The sequence below is a fragment of the Priestia sp. 179-F W1.4 NHS genome (genome assembly GCF_045369295.1).
Classification (GTDB): domain Bacteria; phylum Bacillota; class Bacilli; order Bacillales; family Bacillaceae_H; genus Priestia; species Priestia zanthoxyli.
This window is the reverse complement of record NZ_JBIQFF010000045.1, coordinates 1-3,428: the sequence shown is the minus strand read 5'-3', so window position 1 is coordinate 3,428 and position 3,428 is coordinate 1. Positions and strand designations below refer to the sequence as shown.

The window sequence follows — 3,428 nt, the reverse complement described above, 5'->3', positions numbered from 1 at the left end:
TGAAGCCCAAGAGAAAACGGAATCTACTAAACAGGAAGAGGCACAAGAACCTGTTTCTCAACCTGTAGCAAAAGAAGTAAAGCCTATTCAGCCAGAAGTACAGGAAGCTCCTATGGAAGAGAAAAAGAGTGAGAAAGAAAAGACAAGATTATCTAACCAACCGAAAGGAACTCAGGATCTATTGGACTTTGATGAAATCATTGTACCTGAAGAGTTCTTAAAAACACGTCCAAACCCTGAAAAAACGCAAAAGGTCATTGATTTTGTGAAGCGTACAGGTCGTTTAGATGAGCCATTGACGATTGAAAAAGATTCAAAGGTTCTAAAAGATGGCTATCGTCGTTATATTGTGGCCAAAACGGTGAAAATGGATCAAGTTCCTGTTGTATACGAGTACCAAAAGTAAAAGCTTAAAGAAAAAGTAACAACTGTTTATCTTTTCACTGACAAATTAGAAAAAATAGACTAAATAAAGTGATAACCTGTGTCCAATGGATAACAAGATAAATGAAAAAGGATTTACTCTCTGTTGAGGAAAGATGAACATCTCCACTACTATTCTCTATACGTAGCTTTCTATACATCTAAGTCGCGAATTGGAGGGAGATATAGTGACTAAAAATCAAAAACTGTGGACGGAGGAAGAAGATTTATTTCTAAAAGAACAATATGGGCGGATGACACTCCAAAAAATTGGTGAATGTTTAAATCGTAGTAAAGAATCGGTTAATAAACGGATCTCACGACTACAACTTCGCAACAACCAGAATGGCATACGCAAAAAATGGTCCCCTGACCAAGATACGTTCTTAAAAGTAAACATTAATAAAATGAACAATCGAGAGATTGGAAAACATTTAGGCAAGAGCCCTTCTTCTGTGGCGAATCGAATTAGGCTGTTAAAATTAGTACGAAAAACGTCATTACGTAGATGGACAAAGAAAGAAGATGAATACTTGGTAAAATGGTATGGAGTCAAGTCACTTGACCAACTATCTAGACGCTTACAGCGAAGTACACAAGCATTAGAGTCTAGGCTATATCGTTTAGGTATACGTGGCGTAAGAGCTCATCTGGGAAATGTTACAGTATATGAACTATCAGAGTGCCTGCAAGTTGATGTTCATACCATTTATAACTGGATTCAGAAAAGAGAATTGTCCTATAACATCTTGAGAGCAAATACACGCACATTTTTAGGAATTGACGTAGCAGCCTTTTGGAAATGGGCACAACAGAATAAGGAATTGATTAATTTTTCTAAGGTAGCCCCAAATACTCTTATTCCAGAACCCGAATGGGTAAAGGAACAAAGAAAATATGATTATTTTAATCGACCTAAATATGAAAATAAAAAGTGGACTGAAGAGGAAGATGCCCGTCTATGGTACATGTTTTATCAAGAAGGTCGTACTCAACAAGAAATTGGCCAACTAATCGGTAGATCAGCCCATGGAATTCAACGGAGATTACACCGACTACGGAAAAAGAAGTTACCTCAATAAATCCTACCTTTTTATGATTGTTTTTACTGGACCCACATATTAGTCCTTTCCATTGCACATTCATTTTGTGAAACAGCCTTTTTATGAGAAAGGTAGCTCGATAGAAGCATAGAAATTTAGGTTATGCCTGAAAATGTTATATTTTACACTTTACTATTATCTAGTGTTTTATTCCGTAAAGGAGAGAACCCTATAAGGATAGATGGAGTTCTCTTTTCTCCTTCACTGATTAAATTGTGTTTTTTTGCTTGATAATTTATGAATTGCTATTGTTAGAGACGTTTTTACGTTCTCTGAGGAAGTCTGTTTTTTATTTTCCATTATACTCAAAATCTATTCATACCTATAACAAAGACCGCCCATTATGTATCAGTGTATAAGGCGGTCTTAACTGTATTCATGCTATATGATTATGACAAAAATATCGACATTATTCTAAAAGGTTTTAAAAATACGTATTAAATTTATTCGTTGTGCTTATGTAGTATTTTGATGTCTTAATAGATGATATGGTATTGGCTTGTCCACTATGACTTATTTTTAACGTTTTATTTTTAGTGAAATTTGGACATAACTAGAGTAATAACAAGTAAAGGGGTATCTATAATGTTCGGGTTAGGAAAAAGGCGAACTAGACTTGGTAAATGGATTGATAAAAGAAACATTAATCAAGAATGGCTTGTAAGAAAGTCGGGATTAGGTAGAAGTACGATTGGTGATTTAGTAAACAACTCCGAAAGGTTGCCTACACAAAGAACCATGAAAAAGATATTACAAGCATTAAGAAGGATTGATCCTAATATTAAGAGCGAAGATTTTTGGGATATTTAAATATGCTTATTACAGTTCTTTTTTATTCCTTTAGAAAGATTGCTTCTCCAAGTATATAAAAACAGGCTTTAGTAATAGTTTAAAAGCCTGTTTTTAATTCGCCGTTAAAACAGTCCTATTCATCAAATTGCTCCTCTTTACATTCTAGCGTGCTCGAACCATGTCATTAACACATTGAATAGTGATTTCTAGCGATTTATCAGCATTTAAACAAAAAAGCGACCTTATTGGCCGCCGTGATCCTACTCGCTATTTTCGAATAAATTAAAAGAAAGTTGCTCAGATCTTTTCCTATGGTAATAAGCATTTTTAACTCTTTTTACGTGCTCCCTATTTTTAACGTAATAATCTCGGTCGCGAACAGAAACGCAGCCTTTGCAGTATGGTCCAAGTTGACCAAATCCATCACTTTTATGATGATAGTTCTTTGCATGTTTTAATTCGCCGCATTCACGGCAAGTCTTAGCGACAACTTGTCCGTCAGCGTCTGTAAAGTATACGAATCCTCTCGGCTTTTTTCTTTCCTCATATTCCTGCGCCAGTAGTTCTTCTCGTAGACTCATATTCGCTCACCTCCTCGGTTGCCTTGGTATTGCTACTTATTCTCTTTCATTATACAAATTAATTCCATCTGATACCAGTACGCAAATCCATTGCCTTCTCCGCGGATGAAAGGTGTATAAACAGGCTACCTTTCATTATTTTAAGGTAGCCTGTTTTTATGTGATTACAAACACTTTTCTAGCACTCTATGTTAAGTTGATTTTTATTCCTCCAGAAGAGGATGTGGTTCTTGACCTTACTTCTTTTGTTTGTTTCGAAGAACTTTTATATTTCTCTATCAATTCATGAATACTTGTTACTTGTATGAGACGAATGTGTTCTGAAGACACTGAATAACGAACAGGTGTAATTAAAATGACGGAAGGGAAGAGGGCTGATCGGTCCTCTGGCTGCCAATGCAAAGATCTCCACTCATCAGAAAAGAAAAACTCTTCATAAAGGTTTATCTTCTCCTGCATTTTCTGTTCGGAATACTGATTTCTCTGAATTTCAATCCAAAAGGGAGATCCTTTAAAAATACAAAACAGA

The 3,428-nt window shown here is 35.5% G+C and carries 4 protein-coding genes and 1 pseudogene; 3 read left to right on the top strand and 2 right to left on the bottom strand.

What is annotated here, in order from left to right; all coding sequences use genetic code 11:
* From ACH0CI_RS28050 to ACH0CI_RS28040, 3 genes are all read left to right on the top strand, one after another.
* On the top strand, positions 1-406 hold a 406-nt coding region (locus ACH0CI_RS28050), incomplete at its 5' end, for a ParB N-terminal domain-containing protein (RefSeq protein WP_483880021.1).
* Between the two features lie 205 nt (positions 407-611).
* Positions 612-1,505 (top strand): sigma-70 RNA polymerase sigma factor region 4 domain-containing protein, encoded by an 894-nt coding sequence (locus ACH0CI_RS28045; RefSeq protein WP_406902643.1) that lies wholly within the window; start codon positions 612-614, stop codon positions 1,503-1,505.
* Between the two features lie 606 nt (positions 1,506-2,111).
* A complete protein-coding gene (locus ACH0CI_RS28040) occupies positions 2,112-2,336 on the top strand; it encodes a helix-turn-helix domain-containing protein (RefSeq protein WP_095380539.1) in 225 nt (74 codons plus the stop codon).
* Between the two features lie 242 nt (positions 2,337-2,578).
* Here ACH0CI_RS28040 and ACH0CI_RS28035 read toward each other — a convergent pair whose 3' ends face one another.
* Together ACH0CI_RS28035 and ACH0CI_RS28030 are read right to left on the bottom strand one after the other, a co-directional pair.
* Positions 2,579-2,899 (bottom strand): hypothetical protein, encoded by a 321-nt coding sequence (locus tag ACH0CI_RS28035; RefSeq protein ID WP_143256208.1) that lies wholly within the window; start codon positions 2,897-2,899, stop codon positions 2,579-2,581.
* Positions 2,900-3,085: 186 nt separating this feature from the next.
* A pseudogene (locus tag ACH0CI_RS28030) lies at positions 3,086-3,428 on the bottom strand (hypothetical protein); the annotation flags it as partial.